At 49.6% G+C, this 20,317-nt stretch carries 14 protein-coding genes; 1 reads left to right on the top strand and 13 read right to left on the bottom strand.

The window, feature by feature from the left end:
* Positions 1 to 5: 5 nt before the first annotated feature.
* From vgrG to R5268_RS04180, 8 genes are all read right to left on the bottom strand, one after another.
* Entirely contained in the window at positions 6 to 2,351 is a 2,346-nt protein-coding gene (gene vgrG / locus R5268_RS04215; protein ID WP_317418612.1) for a type VI secretion system tip protein VgrG, read from the bottom strand.
* 37 nt (positions 2,352 to 2,388) lie between these two features.
* The gene (tssG, locus tag R5268_RS04210) at positions 2,389 to 3,363 is read right to left on the bottom strand and encodes a type VI secretion system baseplate subunit TssG (RefSeq protein ID WP_052926273.1); all 975 of its coding nucleotides are present in this window, start codon (positions 3,361 to 3,363) and stop codon (positions 2,389 to 2,391) included.
* On the bottom strand, positions 3,353 to 5,200 hold the full coding sequence (gene tssF / locus R5268_RS04205) for a type VI secretion system baseplate subunit TssF (RefSeq protein WP_317418613.1): 1,848 nt from the start codon (positions 5,198 to 5,200) through the stop codon (positions 3,353 to 3,355). The genes tssG and tssF overlap by 11 nt, the downstream gene beginning before the upstream one ends.
* 34 nt (positions 5,201 to 5,234) lie before the next feature.
* On the bottom strand, positions 5,235 to 5,678 hold the full coding sequence (locus R5268_RS04200; protein ID WP_046893640.1) for a type VI secretion system baseplate subunit TssE: 444 nt from the start codon (positions 5,676 to 5,678) through the stop codon (positions 5,235 to 5,237).
* Positions 5,679 to 5,778: 100 nt separating this feature from the next.
* Positions 5,779 to 6,297 (bottom strand): Hcp family type VI secretion system effector, encoded by a 519-nt coding sequence (locus R5268_RS04195; protein WP_107680400.1) that lies wholly within the window; start codon positions 6,295 to 6,297, stop codon positions 5,779 to 5,781.
* A 132-nt stretch (positions 6,298 to 6,429) separates the two neighbouring features.
* Positions 6,430 to 7,944 (bottom strand): type VI secretion system contractile sheath large subunit, encoded by a 1,515-nt coding sequence (gene tssC, locus R5268_RS04190; protein WP_317418614.1) that lies wholly within the window; start codon positions 7,942 to 7,944, stop codon positions 6,430 to 6,432.
* Entirely contained in the window at positions 7,941 to 8,498 is a 558-nt protein-coding gene (gene tssB, locus R5268_RS04185; RefSeq protein WP_046893643.1) for a type VI secretion system contractile sheath small subunit, read from the bottom strand. Before tssB ends, tssC begins: the two co-directional genes overlap by 4 nt.
* 30 nt (positions 8,499 to 8,528) lie before the next feature.
* On the bottom strand, positions 8,529 to 9,512 hold the full coding sequence (locus R5268_RS04180) for an ImpA family type VI secretion system protein (RefSeq protein WP_317418615.1): 984 nt from the start codon (positions 9,510 to 9,512) through the stop codon (positions 8,529 to 8,531).
* Positions 9,513 to 9,941: 429 nt separating this feature from the next.
* Between R5268_RS04180 and R5268_RS04175 the strand changes: the two genes are divergently transcribed.
* The gene (locus tag R5268_RS04175; protein WP_182104774.1) at positions 9,942 to 10,652 is read left to right on the top strand and encodes a DNA -binding domain-containing protein; all 711 of its coding nucleotides are present in this window, start codon (positions 9,942 to 9,944) and stop codon (positions 10,650 to 10,652) included.
* A 151-nt stretch (positions 10,653 to 10,803) separates the two neighbouring features.
* On the opposite strand, the gene R5268_RS04170 is transcribed toward R5268_RS04175, so the two are convergent.
* From R5268_RS04170 to R5268_RS04150, 5 genes are all read right to left on the bottom strand, one after another.
* Positions 10,804 to 14,373 (bottom strand): autotransporter outer membrane beta-barrel domain-containing protein, encoded by a 3,570-nt coding sequence (locus tag R5268_RS04170; RefSeq protein ID WP_317418616.1) that lies wholly within the window; start codon positions 14,371 to 14,373, stop codon positions 10,804 to 10,806.
* 445 nt (positions 14,374 to 14,818) lie between these two features.
* The gene (locus R5268_RS04165) at positions 14,819 to 15,160 is read right to left on the bottom strand and encodes a YfiM family lipoprotein (RefSeq protein ID WP_218455176.1); all 342 of its coding nucleotides are present in this window, start codon (positions 15,158 to 15,160) and stop codon (positions 14,819 to 14,821) included.
* A gap of 56 nt (positions 15,161 to 15,216) precedes the next feature.
* Positions 15,217 to 16,575: a CDP-diacylglycerol--serine O-phosphatidyltransferase gene (gene pssA, locus R5268_RS04160; protein ID WP_317418777.1), complete on the bottom strand. Its 1,359-nt coding sequence runs from the start codon at positions 16,573 to 16,575 to the stop codon at positions 15,217 to 15,219.
* Positions 16,576 to 16,758: 183 nt separating this feature from the next.
* The gene (locus tag R5268_RS04155) at positions 16,759 to 19,416 is read right to left on the bottom strand and encodes a bifunctional acetate--CoA ligase family protein/GNAT family N-acetyltransferase (RefSeq protein WP_218455177.1); all 2,658 of its coding nucleotides are present in this window, start codon (positions 19,414 to 19,416) and stop codon (positions 16,759 to 16,761) included.
* A gap of 37 nt (positions 19,417 to 19,453) precedes the next feature.
* Positions 19,454 to 20,158 carry a tRNA-uridine aminocarboxypropyltransferase gene (locus tag R5268_RS04150; protein WP_218455178.1) on the bottom strand — a complete coding sequence of 235 codons (705 nt, stop codon included), beginning with the start codon at positions 20,156 to 20,158 and terminating at the stop codon, positions 19,454 to 19,456.
* Positions 20,159 to 20,317 lie beyond the last annotated feature (159 nt).

Genomic DNA, 20,317 nt, shown 5'->3' with positions numbered 1-20,317 from the left:
TCCTTTTAATTTTTGCTCTGCATACCGACCGTTTTCAGGTCAATCCCGGTATCGGAGTAACTGGCGCCGGTATAGCTGAAAGAAAATCCGGTGACGGACATACTGGAGCCTTTTGCTGAAATATCACTGCCGGTGGTACTGACGGAGCTGCCGGTAGCGGAGACATCACTGCCTTTCACCCCGACACTGCTTCCTGTCGCGGATACGGAAGAGCCGACCGCACTTACACTGCTTCCGGTGACACTGGTGCTGCTGCCGGTGGTGCTGACACTGACACCGGTGACACTGGTACTGCTGCCGGTGGTACTGACGCTGACACCGGTACTTGAAGTGCTGCTGCCGGTGGTACTGACACTGACGCCGGTATGGGAAAGGCTTGAGCCGGTGGCACTGTAGCTTTGGCCGGTTTGGGAGGCGGAACTGCCGGTCATGCTGGAGCTGAAGCCGGTAATACTGTGTGAGCTGCCCGTAATGGAGTTGCTGGTACCGGTAAACGAGGTGCTGACACCGGTCCGGGAATTACTGACACCGGTTGAGGAGTCACTGCTGCCGGTGAATGATGTGGATTGTCCGGTAAATGACGTGTTCACGCCGGTAAAGGATGTGTTCACCCCGGTAAAGGATGTGTTGACACCGGTGAGTCCGATAGCGGCGCCGGTCATATTGATATTCAGGCCGGTCAGGCCGACATTGGTCCCGGTGGCACTGAAATTAAATCCGGTAAATGAGAAATTCACGTCCTTATAGGAGACATGATTTTTAAACCAGTCTGTCGCCGTGCGTTTTACCACTTCATAGCGATCCTGACCGGTGGTGGCAGCAGAGTTACGCTCAACGGTGTGCTGCATATCACGCTCGGCATGGATCATCACCCGCTCATTGTAGCGTTTGTCATCAAAGGTGATCTGACTGGCGTGCTGCGGCATACCGTGGCGCAGCGAGCGGGAGACCAGGCCGGAATAGTTGATATGCTCCGGTAACTGATACGGCGGCGGGTTTTCACCGTTATAGACAATCCCGGTCACCATCGGTCTGTCCAGATCGCCGTCAATATAGGTCACCAGCACTTCCTGACCAACACGGGGCATCGCCAGGACACCCCAGCCTTTACCGGCCCAGGCCTGGATCACCCGGATCCAGCAGGAGCTGTCCTCTTCCGTGGTTTTGTAACGATCCCAGTGGAAATGCACGCGGATACGGGCATATTTATCGGTATGAACTTCGGAGTCCGGTGCACCGACCACTGTCGCACTCTGAATCCCCGGAATTTGCGGGCGGGGTGTCCGGCAGAGCGGGCGGTAAACCTCATCGTCGTTCAGCGCGCGGAAAAGACAGGAAACCCGCCGTCCGGTGCTGCTGCTGTCCGGGCCGTCCTGGATAAACGTATAATCACAGCCGAGCACTTTAAATCCCCGGTTACGGGTTGAATCGGGGTGCTGATTCAGTTCAAAAGTATGTCCCGGTTTCAGTCCGGTGGCATTGCTTTCGCCCTGGAGGATCTGGTTTTCACAGCGGAATGCCTCCAGGCGTTTGCGGGCAATCACTTCGCCCTGCTGCACGTCATCGTAACCGGCGGCATAGTCATACCATTCCAGCGGAATACCCTGTAAATGAGGACGTTTCTCTTCCGCCTGAGTCTGTAGGGAGTGGCGCGGCTTGAGGAAGTCGAAATCACGCAATACCACCTCACTGGCGTGGATACGGCGGTTGCGGCGGATGCGCTGGATACCTTCGCGGATAGCACGGTGCTCTTCACTGTCCGGCAGGAAGCTCAGAGAGTCATAGCCGTCACTCAGCGGTTTGAACTGCTGGTGGTCGGTGATCACCATAACATCCCGGTTATCACTGTGGTCGATATAATACCAGAGCCCGGCATCTTCCATCAGGCGGCTGACAAAACTGAAATCGCTTTCACCGAACTGGACGCAATACTCTTTATCCGGGTAGGTTCCCTCCGTTTCAATGCGGTAATCCGCCACACTGTAACGGGTAAATATCTCCTCGATAATAGTGAGCACGTTGCGGTGCTGGAAGATACGGCAGTTGCGGTTCTGCATCAGAAACCATAACCAGCTGCGCAGTTCCAGCTGATAAACATACTGATCCTGATGCTGCCCCTCATCACCCCCCGCGACAACGCGGGCAGTGAAGGTACGGCGGCTCTGATCCGGCTGTTCAACAGAGATAAGGGTTTTTTCACCGAGCAGTTCCCCGATATCCAGATCAGGATCCGGGACCTGAAATGTCAGGCGGTAAACCGGATCCTGCGAAAGATGTTCCTGCGCGGTAAAGCTGAGCGGGAAAGCATCGATCCCGTTGAGCTTTTCATTATCAATTTCAATCAGGGGCATAACACTCATCCTTTCATTGCATATCGGGTTAATTGCATCAGGCTGCGGTTGTATACAGGGACTGAATCCGGATTGTGCCGTCCGGTTTCAGCCAGCCGCTGCGGCCCAGTTTTCCGCTGCCGGTGTGACCGGCCATATCAGGGGATGTCCGGATCAGCAGCTTCACATCCAGTACACGGCGGTGTGCGACAAAATCGTTGCAGACCGCCACCAGCACTTTCAGACGTTCACTGCCGCGCTGGAACAGGTGATATTGCTGACTGCCCACCGGGCCTATCTGTACCGACAGGCTGTGTTCGACATCAAAAAAACGTTTTCCGGCGCGGGTTTTGCCGAGGCGTCCCATCCGCTGGCTGGCGGCATTCTGCGGATCATCAATCCACATACCCTGCCTGGCCTGAACAGTGACGGGAACGGCAAAATAGTGTGTCAGCAGTGACTGTAAGTTTTTCAGGATACTGCGCCCGGGCAGATAGCAGCCGGGAAACGCCTGCCGGAGCCGGTGAACATGCTCACCGGCAGAGAGCTGCGGTGAAATGCCGGTCACCTGGTTCATCCGCTGCTGAAATGCATTTTTATTGTTTTTGTCATGTCCGGCCGCGACATGCAGCTGAGTCTGTGCCCGGTAGGAAAACAGCGCCAGACGCTGGCTGAGCAGCGATGAAAAGTCCTGAAAAGCATGGCTGCGGCGCGCCAGTAATTCGGTACGGGCATGCTCGGTAATGTGAATCGGCAGCGGGCCGTAAGGGGCAAACATCCCGAAATGGCGGCACCAGACGGTAATTTCCGCGGCATTGGTGACCGGATTGGCAGACTGGCGGATATCGGCTACCTCACGCGGGGCAAATCCGGTATCGGCGGTCTGGATTATCCGCAGCCGGGCGGGGCTGCTTCCGCGCACCACACCGTTTGCCGCGAGATCCGGGCTGACCCGTTCAATGCGGCGCAATACTTCGGCAAAATCCTGTCTGGCACTGAGCCCGTTGATACGGAGCGGTGTTTTATCTGCCATCAATCGGCTCCCATTGTGCAAGTGGTTCACTATCAACATTCAGCTGCATCCTCAGTGTCTGCCCCAGTTCGCAATACTCCGCGAGAGCATGATGAAGAATGCGGGCAAACAGCCACGCACCGCGGTCACTGTGATGATTACCCCGTAAATCGATTGTGATTTCCGCGCCCCGGCTCCAGGCCAGCGGGCCGGGCAGCGGGTTACATTCAAAGCGGTGTGCAATAACGGCGTGCCGCAGACTGTCGATCCGGCGCTGCTGGCGGCTGTCATCCGGCGGACAGAACAGGGAAAGCCATTCTCTGAGCAGCTGGCTGTTATCCGGAAAATCCGGCAGGGCGTAGCGCAGCGGGTTGACAGAGAGCAACTGGAGCACTTTCCACGCCTGTGTGCTGCACGGTACGCCCTGCGGGCGGGACGGTGTGCGCAGGATTTCGACCGGACCTACCGGCAGCGCGGTATCCGGCCGGAAAACCGGCTGTTGCAGACGGGAAGGATCAAGATGGCGATCACACACCAGTGCTTCAATGCTCAGGGAACGGACACTGTCCGGCGAAAAATTATCGGGACCGGCGGAGAGCGAGATAAACAGGCTGTCTTTCGGCATGGCCGGTGCGCTGTCATATTTGTCTTCTGTCACCCGGCGGACACGGCGCAGGCTGTAACCGGCGGAAACCTGCGGCTCGTCAAAGCGTGCATAGCCGTGCAGCGGGGAGAAGGGCACATAGCCTTTATCCGCCAGCAGGCCGTCCACCTGTAACAGATGATGGATTTCATACAGACCGGGGTTGAGTTTATCGACAATAACCGGATATTCGGTATGCTCGCCGTTGATCAGCACCGGGCTGCACCGGCGGCGCGATAAATTAATCACCGGGGTGGAAAACAGACGGAAATCATCCCTGCTGACATTACCGGTTAACTTGACCGGCGTTTTATTCAGCACAAAAATCATGTTGAATTCCGTGCATTTGTCGCCCGCCTGTAAAAACGGCATCAGGCCGTGCAGTTCAATACTGAAAAAGCGGGACGGGGCGGCAAAGTATTCCCGCAGCAGGCGGCTGCCCGGCAATTCCCCGCTGACCGCCGGTAACAGTGCATCTTCCGCCTGTAACCCGGCCTGACGGATATTTCCCGGCTCCAGCAGATGCATCTGCGGTGCTTTATTATCCTGTCTGCACCACAGGATCACTCTCAGCGTATCACTCTGAATAGCGGTCAGCAGTTGGTTGGCATGCACGATATCGCCTGCAAATGTCAGTGTCATCGGCGAAAAATTCAGTTCAGATAATGACACTACCCCCTGTGTGTTCATGGTCAGGGAGATATGTGCTCTGCCATCCTGCATGCATTGCAGCACGGACTGCGGCAGTTGTGCTGACGGGGTGGTGGCACATTCGGCATGTGCAATCACCAGCGGCTGAATATTCAGATCACGGCCGGTGGTAAAGGTCGCATTTCTGTGGCCGGGAGCGGTATCGTGAAGCGTCAGTTTACTGCCCCGCGGCAGTGTGACATCCGAATGCCACTGCGGGGACGTCAGATCCGGTTCCACAGCGACAGTGGCGATGGAGGGCAGCGGGGTAAACCAGTAAGGCGCGAGGCGGTTTATCATCTGAATAGCCACTTCCGGCTGTTCATTATTGAGCCGCTCATGCACACGCGCGCTGAGAAAAGCGGTACCTTCCAGCAGGCGTTCAACGAAAGGATCGAGAACGCCGTCCGGCATCATGCCGAGATGCTGCGCCACCTGGGGATTGGCTTTGGCGAACAGCAGCCCTTCCTCCCGCAGGAAACGCAATTCCTCGTTGTACAATGTCAGAAAACGGTCACTCAGCATAAGGGTATCCTGTCGTTAAAGTCAGTGTGCCGGATCAGATGACGCGGACACTGCCGTATGAATAATCCAGGGCGATACGTAAATTCACGGTAAGATCTTCACCCGGCAAATTGGTTTTGGCATAAATGTCGAAAAGCAGTGCCAGGGTCCAGGTTTCATTCTTATTCACAAACGGCGTGACCCGGATTGAGCGCGGGTCTAGTCTCGGTTCAAATGTTGCAATGATTTGCTGTATTTTTTTTGCCAGCACAATCGGGTCTGTATTTACCGGAACTTTTGCACTGAGTGTCGGCAGCCCGTAATTAATCACTGAATTAATACAGTATGTTTTTTTATCTAATGCTAATGAGGCGCTGTGTGCGGCGTCATTTAATAACAATTCAATATCGCGCAATAAAACATCACGCCACTGCGGCAAATGTATTCTTCGTCTGTTCAGACTTAATTTATCAAATAACATCGGAGCGGATGATTTCATGTTTTATTTTCCGTAAAGGGAAAACCATACCGCAATACATTATTTATCCGTCTTACAGATAAATAATAATCGCGACATAGTTTTCCTGTATTACAGCCGGTTAAATACGGGCGTTTGCCTTCAGGTCATAACCTGCTTTAATAATGGCACCCATGGAACCATCATTTTTCTGCTCTTTATATTCCACTTCAATGCGGGCAAAGTTCAGACTGATAACATCTGTCGGCAGTACGGTATCTGTATCCACTTTAGTCTGCGGGTCCAGAGGCATATTACCGACCGTTTTAAAGGTTGAAACCAGACAATTACTGAAGGTAACAGTCATAAAATCCTGCTGACCGTTACCGGATTTACGGCATACCAGTTTTGCCTGCGGAATATGTTCCCCGGTCGCACACATCAGAAACAGTTTTGGTGATGCTTTGTTACTGATCATGCGGAATTCAAAGTCTTTCATTTCCACTTTACCGGAACCGCCGCCACTGCCGAAACCCCAGCGTCCGGCGTTTTCTTCGGACCATTGCCAGGCCTGAAGCTGGATCCAGCCGCCATATTGCTGATCCGGAGATTCACCCTCAACACCTTCAATTTTTAAAAAATAATCGACTAATGCTGTCATTTAATTCACTCCTGAATTGATATTACGACAATTAAATATATTTCTGATATGAAATATAGATATCATTTTCTCGTCCCTGAGAATGTATCTCCTGATGGTAAAAATACGTATTCATGCTCAGCAATAAATCTTTTATTTATTATTTTCTTTACTGGAAGGTAATTTAGAAACCAGGCGCAATGACACGGTCATTCCTTCCAGCTGATAATGCGGGCGTAAATAAAAATGTGCTTTATAAAAACCCGGATCATCTTCAACATCTTCCACATGCACTTCGGCAGCGGCTAACGGACGTTTTGCTTTTGTGGCTTCCGTGGAAATAGTCGGATCGCCGTCAACATATTTCATCAGCCAGTCATTCAGCCAGATCTGCATATCATCCCGTGAGCGGAAAGAACCGATTTTGTCCCGCACAATACATTTGAGGTAATGTGCAAACCGGCAGGTGGCAAAAATATAAGGCAGGCGGGCGGATAATTTCGCATTCGCAGTGGCATCCGGATCTTCGTAAATCACCGGTTTGTGCAGTGTGCAGGAACCGATAAAGGCAGCAAAGTCAGAATGTTTGCGGTAAACCAGCGGTAAAAATCCGGCATTGGATAATTCATTTTCCCGGCGATCGGAAATGGCAATTTCCGTCGGACAGGTCAGCTCATAACCGCCTTCGTCTGACGGGAATGCATAAGCCGGTAATTCTTCCACCGAACCACCCGATTCAATCCCGCGGATACGTGAGCACCAGCCGTACTCCGCAAAGGCGCGGTTGATATTCACCCCCATAGCATAGGCCGCGTTGGTCCAGCTGAAGTCATTGACATCATACGGATTCACGACTTCCTCGAAGGCGAAATCCTCAATCGGATTGGTTTTCTCACCATACGGCAGGCGGGAGAGAAAACGCGGCATCGTCATCACCAGATAACGGGAGTCATTGCTGTCACGCAGACGCCGCCATGTCGCATATTCCGGCGTGGTAAAAATCTTACCGATATCACGCGGGTTCCCCAGCTCCTGCCAGTTATTCATCTGCATGATGGATGGCGCGGCGGAGGTAATAAACGGGCAGTGCGCGGCGGCGGCAATTTTGGAAACTTCTGTCAGCAGGGAGACGCTTTTGTTGCTGTGATCAAATTCAAAGTCGCCGATCATGCAGCCGAACGGCTCACCACCAAACTGGCCGTATTCCTGTTCATATACCGCTTTAAATACCGGGCTCTGATCCCAGGCGGAACCCCGGTAGCGGCGGAGCGTTTTGGACAGCTCATCTTTGCTGATATTTAATACACGGATCTTCAGTGTTTCACTGACATCCGTATTATCAACAAGATAGCTGAGTCCGCGCCAGGAGGATTCCAGTTTCTGATACTCTTTGTTGTGAAGTATCCGGTTCATTTGCGCAGATAATTTATCATCAATCTCCGCGACCATGGATTCAATGGTCAGCACCACATCCCGGCTGACTTTTACTTTACCGAAATTGGCGTATTCCGCCAGGGTGTTGATGGCACTGCGGACGGCGACAGACGCTTCTGTGGTGCTGGGTCTGAATGAACGCTGTAACAGAATATCTAATTCACTCTGTTCACCGGAGGCAGTCAGTACCGACTGTTCTGTTGCGCCCGTACTCCGGGCTAATTGCTCACTCATTCGTCATTCTCCCCGTTCACATCAGTAATACCGGCTTCGGCAGAAGCAACGGTGCCTTTCGCATCATTTGCCAGGCGGATTAAGAAGTCGGGCTGTTCCAGTAATTGCCGGATTACATCTTCGGCACTGGATTTTCCGTCCATATAGGTGATCAGATCCGTCAGATGTGCCCGTGCTTCCAGCAGTTTCTGCATCTGCGGGACCCGGGCAGCAATCGCACCCGGCTCGAAGTCTTCCATCGATTCAAATTCCAGCTCAATATCCATCAGCTCTTCAGGATTGTCGCCGAGCATATTTTCGACATAGAAGGCAAGGCGGGGACGAATTGCCCGCATCCTGGAGTCAAAATTATCCTGGTCAAAGGTGAGGAACTGACGTTCTTCCACCGATGGCAGCGGAGCGGCGCGATGTCCTGATAAATCAGTCATAACGCCGGTAACAAACGGAAGTTCAACTTTCTTTTGCGAACCGTAAATTTCGACGTCATACTCAATCTGCACACGCGGTGCATTATTTCTGCCGATAAATTTCTGAGAGCTGATATCTTTGGCCATCTCACAATCCTCATTGCAATAATGGAAATATTACTTTCCGGTAAATTGTTGTAATGTGCTGACTGACTCCGGAAGGAGTTTTTCAACGATTGAGGCGAAATCCATTCCAATCATTTGTTTGGATCGCTGGATAAATATCGGAACCGGGTGGCTGGGTTCATAACGCTGAAAATAATCAAGTATGCAGTCCAGCATAATTAAGACTTCCTGACGGGAACGTAATGTAATATCCGTAATTCTGACCGGCCCGTTTGGTGATGCGGTTACCGGCGTATCCGGATGATTGCCGTCAGGGAGTAACGCCTGCGGTTCTTCATGATTATCTGCATCAGAGAACGCGGTCAGATGATTAAGGGTAGTGATACAGCGCGTCAGGAATTGTTTCAGTACGCTGCAATCGAGAATATAACCGTCAGTATATTGGTTGGCATACTCTTCAATTTTATCAAGCGACTGTATAACCGAGGAAAAATGCCCGGAAATATTACTGATATTAATCTCATCACTGTTTGTGAGAGATGTTAATAATGCACTCAGCGATGAGGCATAATTATCCCGTATTTCACTGCTGTCGATGGAGGCGATATCATTCAGGGTATAATGATGGTCAGTGGTGATTTTTGTCTGCTTCAGTTCTGAAATACATTGCGATGCAGATAACCATCCCAGCGCCGCAGCATGACCGCTGCGGATATTGCCATCCTCTGATTTCGGATATAATGATTCACTGTTACTTTCAACCAGTTCACTTAAGTTTTTTATTCCGCTGAATAATGATGAAATTCCGTCAATATACAGATTTGCCCGTAATGACCACAGCAGGACACGCAGATCTTTATACTGATATAATAACTCGCTGGTTTTTTCTGAAATAGTAATCCAGTTAATTTGCGGAAGTTCATCTTCTCCTGACAACGGATTTGCTGACTCTTCAGACTGAGTCAGAATAGCTTCAATCTCACTGAAAAGCGGGTCGAATTCCACACCGTAAATATCGTGATCATTTATATTCATTATCACACCCCGAAGCTATTAGCGCCCTGTTTTATTTTATCCTAATATCGGAGTCTGTTTTTGAAAAAGGGATAAATTTAAAATTATAATTATCACCTTGTAGGATTTACGAGGACAAATCTTAATGTTGTTATATTTTACAGAAGCGTGAAATATAAGGATTTGTCTTAAAATCAGGGAGTGTAACTATAAATTAAAACATGGCAATGTCATTGATAATCCATCTTTTTCATAAGTTTATTCAGTGTTGTTATGTTAATTATCATTTTATGTTCTTTTACTTCGGCATGATTTTAACATAAAAATAGAATATTGTTGTTTCTGGTTGATTGATATAGCTATATATATTAATTTTATTTTTAATAATTTAGTTAAAAAAATACAATCATCTTTATATTCAGATAGTATCAGGTCAGCAGAGGTATTGTTATGAGTATCAAAGGAAGTATCGACATCGCATGGGAGTTTCTGCGCAGAATTCCAGAGTACGCTGAAGACTGGGAATTACACTGTAATACATCCGGGATACATCACTACGACGACCCGCAAAGACAAACCACCGCAGATATGAATGCGGAAACAAAATGGGGTTTATTAAGGTATGTAAACCCGGAGTGTGCAGCGGATGATGTTTTCTGGGCAGAAGGGCTCAGCAGACGCTCATTCAGGGTATTGCTGAGCCATGAAGGCAATTTATCAATAGAGAATATCTTAAAAAAAGAGAATATCGATTACAGAACCATCATTTTAAATAATGGAATATACTGTATTAAGGTCTTCAATAATCACGGTTACTTCCAGTTTTTTGTTAATCCCGGAAGTGATACTGAGGATATATTTAATAGATATATATATATATCCCTGGAGTTGAACAGTAAAAAGAATAATATAGACATTATCAATGAGGTGCTTGATAATAAATCAAAATGTTCATCACTCTCTGAGGATAATAAGTTATTACTAAGAATCATGGATAACCTTAACAAAGGTTGTTCTCAGCGTGAAATTGCATCACGTTTGTTTGGCCAGGAAACGGTTGATAATGAATGGACACAGGACAGCTGGTTGCGTTCAAACATTCGTTATCGTATAAAGAAATTGAATGACATTATCCGGCAAGGCTATCTTGATTATATTTGATTTTTTCTTCCTGCATTATCTGTAAAGTGACTGATATATTATTTCTGAGGGTAATATATTTTTCATGGCATTTATTATTTACTGTGAATGTATCATTAACCAGATGAAAAAAGCTGCCATAAGGCAGCTTTTTTCAGGTTCTGACAATGCATCAGAAGTTATAGCGGATACCGATCTGTCCGTTGATTGGCGAGTAAACTGCATCACCGGCAATATGCTGTAATTCCATGAAAATATTCATGTTGCTATAGCGGGCATTGAAACCGGCACCGAATTTACCTGTGCTGCCGGATAGATCGCTGTTAATGGTGTTATAACGGTTAAATTCAACTTCATTTCCGTTCTCATACTGATGATTCCACGCTGCTTTTACGTACGGGGAGAACATCAGGCCGTTATTGAAACTGAAATCTTTACCGGCATTCACACCCAGTTCACTGGTGAATGAACGCTGATTTTTGATTTCAGCTTCCATTTCATTGCTCAGTGTGATGTTTTTACTACCCATCTGGTTGTAGGCTAACTGACCGTACGGCGTAATAAAAGTCTGGTTACTGAAGGTAAAGGAATAACCGGTTTCCAGTGCCATCCCCCAGACAGAGGTGGAATAATTATCGCTGCTGACATCATAACCGTTGGTGGACGTTGTCTTCAGTTTATTATCAAAATGGTTATATTTCAGTAATGCATCTGCATACCAGCCATTGGTATTCAGGTAAGTGGCATAGGCACCGAAGGTGTAGCTGTCGATATCGCTGGTACCGGCCCATTCATTTTTGACATCACCTTTATCAAACCCGGTGAATCCGCCCAGAACCAGTTTACTGTCACTGTTTAACGCCAACTGATAATCTGCGCCCAGCTCCAGACCGGCGTGTTTCAGTTTGTACTGAACCTGATCTTTATCCACTTTGGTATTATTGCCGATACCCTGCATCCAGAGACCGTTCTCAACACTGTCACTGGTACGCAGCATGTGCAGACGGGCGCGCAGATGATCAACTTCGTTGTTGTACATCAGCTGCGGTGCGGAGGAGAGTGCAAGTACCGCACGGGCGCTTGGTGTCAGGCGATTTGTCGCGGTGAATGACCATGTGGTGTCATTACCGGCACCGGTACGGGTCTGAATATTGTGGATATAAGTACCGGCATCCATCAGATCCAGAATTTTCCCGTCAGCATCTTTCATGCCAAAGAGAGCATTGCTGTCACCGGCCACGTTTTTCACATAGGCAAAATCGGCGGACTGAGGACGGTTCAGAACCGCTTCTTTACCGGTATCCCGCTCAATGATGGTGACATAGTGCTGACCATACGCATTATCCGTATTGATAAAATCAGAATTACCATTGAGGATATTACTGTTCAGGGTGAAATCTAACGTGGTGTTATCATATTGAGCCGGATCATTGTTACCCAGATTATTGATATTCATCTGAGTATGACCTGCCGGGTTGCTCCGGTGGTCAAAATTCACCGCTGCTTTACCGTTTAATTTACCGATAGTGACGGTATCGTGCTCCTGAGTGCCTTCATAAACGGTGACGGTGCTTTTGCCTTTGGTCTGGCTAAGAGCAAGATCTTCCGCATACGCACCATTGATGGTGGCAGCATACAGATCCAGATGGTTTTTACCGTTAAAGATAGTTTTACCGGTAGCTTTACCGTTCGCCTCAACAATCATATTGATGTCGCCGTTGAGGGTATTATTTTTCGCTTCACCGCCATTTTCAACGGTTAAGTGAGAATTGCCGGTCAGGGTATTATCGGTGGCAAGGCCGCCTTTCTTAATCACCTGACTGACATTGTTCAGCTCGTTAGTGGTTGCTGTACCACTGACAATCTGTTCGCCCGGTTTTTTGGCATCAGTATTGTTGATGGTGTTATTAACGGCAGTACCGCCGACATACTGATTACCATCAGTGATGTCATTTTTAACTCCGGCCAGACCGCCTTTTTTAACTGTCTGATTGGTATTAGTCAGTTTGTTATTATTAGCAGTACCGCTGATAACCTGCTCACCACGTTTGTCTGCCTGATTAGTGATGGTATTGTATTCAGCAAAACCCTCCACAATCTGGCTGCCGTTGGTGATGTTGTTTTTAATGCCGGCAATACCGTTTTTACCGACAAATTGATCCGTTTCGGTCAGAGTATTGTTATTGGCTGTGCCGTTAATAACCTGCTTACCGCGATTACCGTCTTTGTTAGTGATGGTATTGTTTTCGGCAAAACCCTCCACAACCTGGCTGCCGTTGGTGATGCTGTTTTTAATCCCGGCAATACCGTTTTTACCGACAAATTGATCCGTTTCGGTCAGCGTATTGTTATTGGCTGTGCCGTTAATAACCTGATTACCGCGATTACCGGCTTTATTAGTGATGGTATTGTTTTCAGCAAAACCGTCCACAAGCTGGCTGCCGTCAGTGATATCGTTTTTAACGGAGGCGCGGCCATCTTTCTCAACACGCTGATCGGTGTTGGTCAGCGTATTATCAATCGCTTTACCGCGCACGACCTGGATGCCGTGATCAGCACCGGCATTATCGATAACGTTATTTTTTGCGGAACCCTCTTTTTCAATGACCTGACCGGCGTTTTTCAGGGTATTGTCAGTTGCTGTACCACTGACTAACTGAAGGCCGTGAGTGCCATTGGTGTTATCAATACTGTTTGTGGTGGCATTACCGCCGGCACCAATGGTCTGATTACCATTAGTGATGCTATTTTTTTCTGCTGTGCCTTTGACAACCTGATCACCATCTTTAATGGTGTTACCTTTGGCAACACCACCGGTATTGATAGTCTGGTCGGCATAGTCAAATTTTGAATCAATCGCCAGACCGTGATTATTGACAGTCTGTCCGGCCCGCTGACCCGTCGTTTTATCACCGGTAAAGGTGGAATCAAGAGCAATAGCTTTGCGGGAGTCACTTTCGCCGTTCAGATACTGCTGGCTGGCACCGGTAAATTTAGCGTTACGGGACAGTGATTTGTTGTTAACGGTCTGAGTTGCGTTATCTATGAACGTGTCACTGTCAGATACTAAATACTCACCGTGATCTGTAGGGTCCAGACGCCCGTCATCAATAAACGTTCCTCTGGTGGTGATTGTCGCGGCACCAACTGTTTCTGTTTTGCCCATCGCAGAGCCATCCAGAACCTGTTCCGAGTTATCACCGTACGTACCACCGGAGGTACCCAGAGTGATAACGGCAGACGTGCGGTTTATATTATCGCCGTATGTTTCGTTATATCCCGGTACGGAAATATGCGGCACTGAAGCACCACGGTATTTTGCATAAGCATTCGCACCGGTTATTTTAACAACCGATTTTCCGCTGACCTTAAGTTTATCGGCCTGTCCGTTGATATCGGCAGAAGAATTAACGATATCCATAGCGTTTACATTGACCGGAGAGTAGTAATAACTGTAGGTGTAATGATAATGGTCGATGTTATGTTCGTCAGTTGTTATGGTTACGTGGCGGGTTCCTGACTCTGCACCGGTAAAAACAGACGTTACATTACTGTCTTTGATTGAGCCGGTGTATTCAACAGCAGAATTAGTCAGGGAGTTACCGGTAAATTCTGTCTGATAAGACCCGGTACCACCGGATGTCTTATTGCCAACGATATCAATATCGGTAGCCGCCATTCCCGCAGATACGGAAAGCGCACTAACTACCAATACGGTAATTTGTGAAAGTTTGAATGTCATAATAGTAGCCTGTGTTCGGAATATAGGTAAAATGAAAAAGGATGATAGTTATAATTATCAGGCAATTACGGGGTTTTTACTATGAAGGAAATAAGTGGATTCTTATTGCTGTCATCTAACGTTGTGAATACGTTATTATTTTATTTTTAATATAGGTGTTTGCACTTAGACATATTATTTTCATTCCGGATTTTTTATTTTAATCATTATTTTTCTTGTTGTTTTAATGATGAAAGTATTATTTTCATATCGGTATTTTTTACGTTGAATTAAATTTAATTTTCACCATTAAAAAACAAATGGAAATAAATAACACGATTTAAATCGAAAGGTTATTAATTATTTAAATTTTCAGGGGAGATGTTACTGTTTAAAGACAAAAGGTAACAAATCATTTTGTGTGTGATATTGCTCACAAAATTAACACTGTCCGGTCATCGGATTTTTATTTCAGCGATTGGTACAGACTGTAACCGGCAACTGCACCGGCGACATCCCAGACAAAATCTTTCACACTCCAGCCGGTACCGCCGGGGCGGCTGTCGTAAAATTCTTTGGCCGCACCCAGTGCGACAGAAAATCCGATACCGAATTGTGCGCTGTGCCGGTGCTGCCAGTTCTGGTGATCGCCGTAAGCATTAGCGGCAATCGCTGTTGCGGCTGAAAAAGCAAAATGCTGCGCTTTATCGCGGCCGGTCCAGCTGTCATTGGCAAGATGCATCGAGCAACCTGAATTCAGCAGCAGGCTGAAAGACACGATTAAACCGGTACGCAATGTCACGGACATAACCACACTCCGCAGATGAGATAAAAAAAATCCCGGCCGGAGCCGGGAGGTGTGTATCAGAGGATACGGCTGATCAGACGGTCAAGACGGACGCGGCGCAGACGGCGCAGCAGTTTTTTGATTTTGACCGGATAGTCACGGATATTATCCAGCTCGCTGTAGCTGCGGATAATGGTTGTATTAGTGCGGATATTGGCCAGCTCTTCCTGACGCTGCGCATGCAGTTCCTGTTTCGGATCGCGGATAAGGATCGCATTTTCCAGATCCAGTCCCCAGGCGCGCGGGTTAAGGTTGTTACCGGTGATGAGCTGCCACTGATCATCCACCCACATCCCTTTCAGGTGATAGGTGTTGTCATCATCTTTCCACAGACGAATGGTCAGTTGCTCATTATCCGAGAACCGGCGGAAACGCTGCATAAAGCGGCGCAGGTTGATTTCATAGAGATAAGGCAGACCACCGATGATTTTAAACGGCTCTTCCGGCGGGATATAGAAATCATTTGCGGTTTTGTCACCGATAATGATTTCAACTTTTTTCCCGTCCCGCAGCAGGCGGCTGATAATACGTACCAGCGTTGACGGCAGGTTGAAATACGGCGTGCAGATAACCACTTTTTCCTGCGCGGAACACATCAGATGCTCAATGGTGTTATTGAGGCGGTTCTTTTTGCCGAGGCCAATCAGCGGCGTAACGGCCAGCTGATCATCAGGAAGTGCCTGAGGTGTGAAATGGTATGCGGCCTGGCGCAGTTTCATGCGGAAATCACGGATCTGGTTTTTGATCTCCGGTGTTTTTACGCGGGTTTCGGTATCCAGTTTCTGCACTGCCTGTTCCGGCAGCAGCATTTCATCAATAAACAGCTTCATCGCCGCCGCCAGTTCCGGATTGCGCAGGAAGTGGTAACGGTCATAACGGTATTTATCATGCTGATACAGATAGACATTATTGACGCTGGCACCGCTGTAAATGACGGTGTCGTCAATAATAAAGCCTTTGAGATGCAAAACACCCAGTGCTTCGCGGGTATTTACCGGCACCCCGAAGATCGGGATAAGCAAATCAGAGTGAGATGCCGCAACGGAATGATACCAGTCGGCGTTGGTGGCATTAGCTTCTGCGCCGATACGCCCGCGCTGTGCACGGTGCCAGTCAACAAAGACTTTAATATCCAGTTCCGGATTGGCCTGTTTGGCAGCATACAACGCATCCAGGAAATCCCGGCCTGCATCATCATGCTCAATATATAACGCAGAAATATAAATGGTTTTTTTTGCACCGGCGATTTCTGCTAACAGACGCCCTTTAAAGTCGCGGGTATGGAACAGCGTTTCAACATCATCCGCTGACTGTGCTAACTTCGGCAGTTGTGCAAGGTGCTGTTGGTGTTTCGCGGATTTGAATTTTGACAACATCACAGTGCGAATTATCTCTTTAGTTATAGGCGGCGGTGACAGAATAACCAAAACCGGGCCGGTAATGAAAAGATGAACAGATCAAAAGATTATATCACCAGTTTGTCTGATTGTGCGCAGCAATTCACTTTCTGCTTAAGTGAGCGCTAAGTCTGTGTCATCTATCACGTTGTTCGTTTTTGGCTATTGCGCTGCGGCCATTTCGGAATTCAGATGAAGCGTCAGGTTGACGATACCGTCCTCAAACTGCGTTTCAACGGTAAAACCGAGTTTTTTAGCCAGCCGGATCATATTGCGGTTCTCCGGCATGGTGATGGCCGTCAGCAGGAGGATGCCGCGCGATTTTGTGTAGGCGAGCAGTTTGTGCATCAGCTGATAACCCAGCGTATTACCTTTCATATCTGACCGCACCAGCACGGCAAATTCGGCTTCCCGGTTATCCGGGTCGGACATTGCCCGCGTCACCCCGATAATCTGACCGCTGCTGTCCACCGCTACAAAGGCCATTTCACGGTCATAATCAATCTGAGTCATTTTTGCCAGGTCATCGTGGGTAAATTCGCTGATTTCGCTGAAATAACGGTAATAAAGATCTTCTTTGGTGACCCGGTCAATAAAGGCTTTCAGTAACGGTTCATCTTCCGGCAGGATAGGGCGGACATGTACTTCAGCGCCGTCTTTTAACCGGAAATTCTCTTCCAGCTCTGCCGGGTAGGGGCGGATAGCCGGGCGCTGACGGCCGTCACCGGAAGCCGGTGCCAGCGTCATGGTGGCATCCAGAATAGTAAAGCCGGAGCCGGATGCGAGCAGCGGGTGTAAATCGAGCTTAACGACCTGCGGGCAATCGGTAATCAGATTGGAAACCTGTACCAGTACCCGGCTCAGTCCCGCGATATCCAGCTGATTCAGCGCACTGCCGGCAGCCAGCTTATTATTTTGAATGGCCTGAATGACCAGATAACGGGCGAGCGCCATATTGAGCGGCGGCAGGGCAACGGCAGCCGGGGATTCGTCATGCCACGGGCGGCTGGCATCCCCCAGCATAATCACCGGGCCGAAAACCGCATCCTGTTCAACGGCAATCCGAAGTTCCTGTGCTCCGGCACGGTTAGCCATCGACTGAACAATCAGGCCGTCTATCCGGGCATCGGGAAAATTCTGTGTCACGCGATCAATAATGGCCGCTGCCGAGGTGGCGACTTCCTGTTTATCCCGCAGATAAAGCATGACACCCTGCACATCGGATTTATGCACGATATCCGGTGAGCGAAGTTTCAGTGCCACCGGATACCCCAGTGTTTCGGCGATAGTGACGGCATCTTCCGCAGAATGCGCAATCCAGGTCGGCAGAATATTCAGCCCGTAGGCATCCAGCACCGGTTCGACTTCATACGTATCAAGTATGGTGTGCTGACGGCTCAGAGCGCTGTCAATGCAGTGATGTGCCTGCTGCCGGTTGGCGGTAAGTCCTTCGGACAGGGCGGGCGTTTCCGCCAGCTGTTTCTGGTTGCGGCGGAATTCCACCATATGCATAAACGCCGTCACCGCCCCTTCCGGTGTCCGGTAAGTGGGGATACCGGCCTCACCGAACAGGCGGCGCGCTTCCTGTGAGGAGTATTCGCCGCTCCAGTTGGTGAATATTGTCAGCCAGCGGCTGCGCGGATGCTGTGCGACAGCGGCAATAATCCGGGCGGCGGCTTCTTTGCCCGGCGCAACAGCGCTGGGGGAATGCAGGATCAGCAGAGCATCATGATCGTGGCTGTCGAGCAGGATATTCAGGGTGGCGATATAGCGATCCACCGTGGCATCATCGCGCAGATCCAGCGGGTTGTTTATCACAAAATCATCCGGCAGCACTGCCGCGAGTGCGGCACTGCTTTCGTCACTGAGACCGGCAATTTTACCGCGGCGGCGGAAGAGTTCATCCAGTGCCATGGCTGCCGGTGCCGCGCCGTTGCTCATAATGGCAAGGCGTTCGCCGCGCAGCGGCTTCATAAAGGTCAGGGTTTCCACGGCGGAAAACATTTCGTGGGTATCCTGTACCCGCAGCAGACCGGCGCGCTGGATCGCCGCATCATAGGCGATATCCAGACTTGGTGTCTCACCGGTCAGCAACTGTGCGCGCTGGGTCCGGCCGCTTTTGACCACCAGAATCGGCTTGTTGCGTGAGGCACTCCGGGCGGCGGACATAAAACGCCGCGCATCATGAATATGTTCGAGATAGAGCAGAATGGCGCTGGTTTTGCTGTCACGGGCAAGAAAATCCAGCATATCGTCGATATCAATATCCGCACTGCTGCCGAGTGAAATAAAGTAAGAAAACCCGGTTTCCCGTTGTTGTGCCCAGTCCAGCACGGTATTGGAAACGGCGGCAGACTGAGAGATAAATGCCAGTTTACCTTTGAGGACCGGTACCGGGGAAAAGCTGGCATTCAGTCCCTGCCAGGGCGCAAGTAATCCCAGGCTGTTCGGGCCGAGCAGGCGGATATTATAGTGCTGGCAGGTCTGTTTCAGTTCAGCGGTTTGTGACGCCGGGGCAGAGAGAATAATCACCGCCCGGCAGCCGAGCTCACCGAGTTCATTCAGCAGGCCGTTATTGCGTTTGGGGTGGGTGCAGATAATGGCCAGATCCGGCACCAGCGGCAGAGCAGCAACAGACGGATATGCCAGCACTCCCTGCACGGAACGGCGTGATGGTGTGACCGGCAGAACCGGTCCGGCAAAACCGCCGCTGAGCAGATTGCTCATCATCCGGGAACCCGCCCGTCCGGGTTTTTCGGATGCACCGATAACCGCAATGGATTGAGGCCGGAGTAATGCTTCAAGGCCGCGCTGACTCATGGTGTTCTCCTCAGACCGGATTCCCGTGTGCTTTAATTTAGCCTAAAAGCAGCTCCTCTGCTCTGATTTGTGCTACCGGAAGATGTGACTTACCCTTCAAATACTGACGGCGGAAGCAGGTGAAGTGATCCAGCAGCTGTTTTCCGGCTGCGGTATCCCCGGCCATCATCAGTGCGGCGGCAGCCACTTCGGCGGTGCAGTGCTGATCTTCCCGGGCGGCGACCCGCAGAAGATAATCTTTCTGAGCCAGATCATTGATGGAGAGCAGCGGGATTCCGTCCAGATACGGGCTTTTGCGGAACATTTTGCGGGCTTCCGGCCAGGTGCCGTCGAGCAGAATAAACAGCGGCGGTTTTGTCTTTTCCGGTACATCACTGAATACCTGACGCGGCGGTGTGGCATACGCCTGCGGGAAAATCAGGTACGGCTGACGGGTGTCATCTTTCAGGAGTGTGAGCAGAGCCTCGTCCGGTTCGGTACGCGACCACAGAAATGCCTGTGTATCCGGCAGAACATCGGCAATCAGCTTCCCGGTATTGCTGGGTTTCAGCGGCTCTGTATCATACATCAGCAGGCAGAACTGACTGCGTGCATCCTGTGTTTGTATGGTATCGCACAAACAGTTTTTTTCGGGTAATAAACAGTAATTACAACGGACTACACGGCATCCGCGGGCGCGGAAAACGCGGGTGGATTGTGCAAGACGCCGCTGGCGTAACTGGTAAACAGAATTGGTCTTCATTTTTATCGGCTGGTTTCACAAAAAACAGTATGCATTGTACTGTTAACGCTGCACAATAGCATGATTTTTCGCGGGGGCGCCTGAGTTCAGCGCCTCCGGCGGGGGCGGCCGGTGACAGTAACCGGCAGGTCCGGACGATATCGGGTAATCTTCGCCCCC

The organism is Morganella sp. BCCO 40_0007 (assembly GCF_032989665.1).
Taxonomy (GTDB): domain Bacteria; phylum Pseudomonadota; class Gammaproteobacteria; order Enterobacterales; family Enterobacteriaceae; genus Morganella; species Morganella sibonii.
Note: the sequence above shows the minus strand (reverse complement) of the source record. Positions and strands in the feature narration are given on the sequence as shown.